1 protein-coding gene is annotated in these 372 nt (G+C 45.7%); it reads left to right on the top strand.

Going from position 1 to position 372, the window contains the following annotated elements; genetic code table 11:
- Positions 1-372: cadherin repeat domain-containing protein (locus GNP81_RS19120; protein WP_155675069.1), on the top strand; the 372-nt coding region annotated here is incomplete at both ends.

Genomic DNA, 372 nt, shown 5'->3' with positions numbered 1-372 from the left:
GTTTGCTATCGATGCCACTACAGGTGTCGTGACGTTAATTGGTAATCTTGATCATGAAGTCGCCGATTCTCACTCTATTACCATCATTGCGACATCGACTGATGGCTCAACAAGTGAAGCCAGTTTTGATATTACAGTAACAGATGCGGATGGTTCGGCACCGGGCGGCGGTGATACGGATAACGATGTAGGTCCGGTTACGGACTCAAATGCAGCAGAAAATACCTTGTCAGAGAATGCTGAAATTGGGTCGGTTGTAAATATCACGGGCCTTGCAACAGATCCAGATGGTGATGAGGTTAGTTATAAACTCTCAAATGCAGATATTGCAAAAGGTCTGTTTGCTATCGATGCCACTACAGGTGTCGTGAC

The sequence above is a fragment of the Aliivibrio fischeri genome (assembly GCF_009727955.1).
GTDB classification, from domain to species: domain Bacteria; phylum Pseudomonadota; class Gammaproteobacteria; order Enterobacterales; family Vibrionaceae; genus Aliivibrio; species Aliivibrio fischeri_A.
Note: the sequence above shows the minus strand (reverse complement) of the source record. Positions and strands in the feature narration are given on the sequence as shown.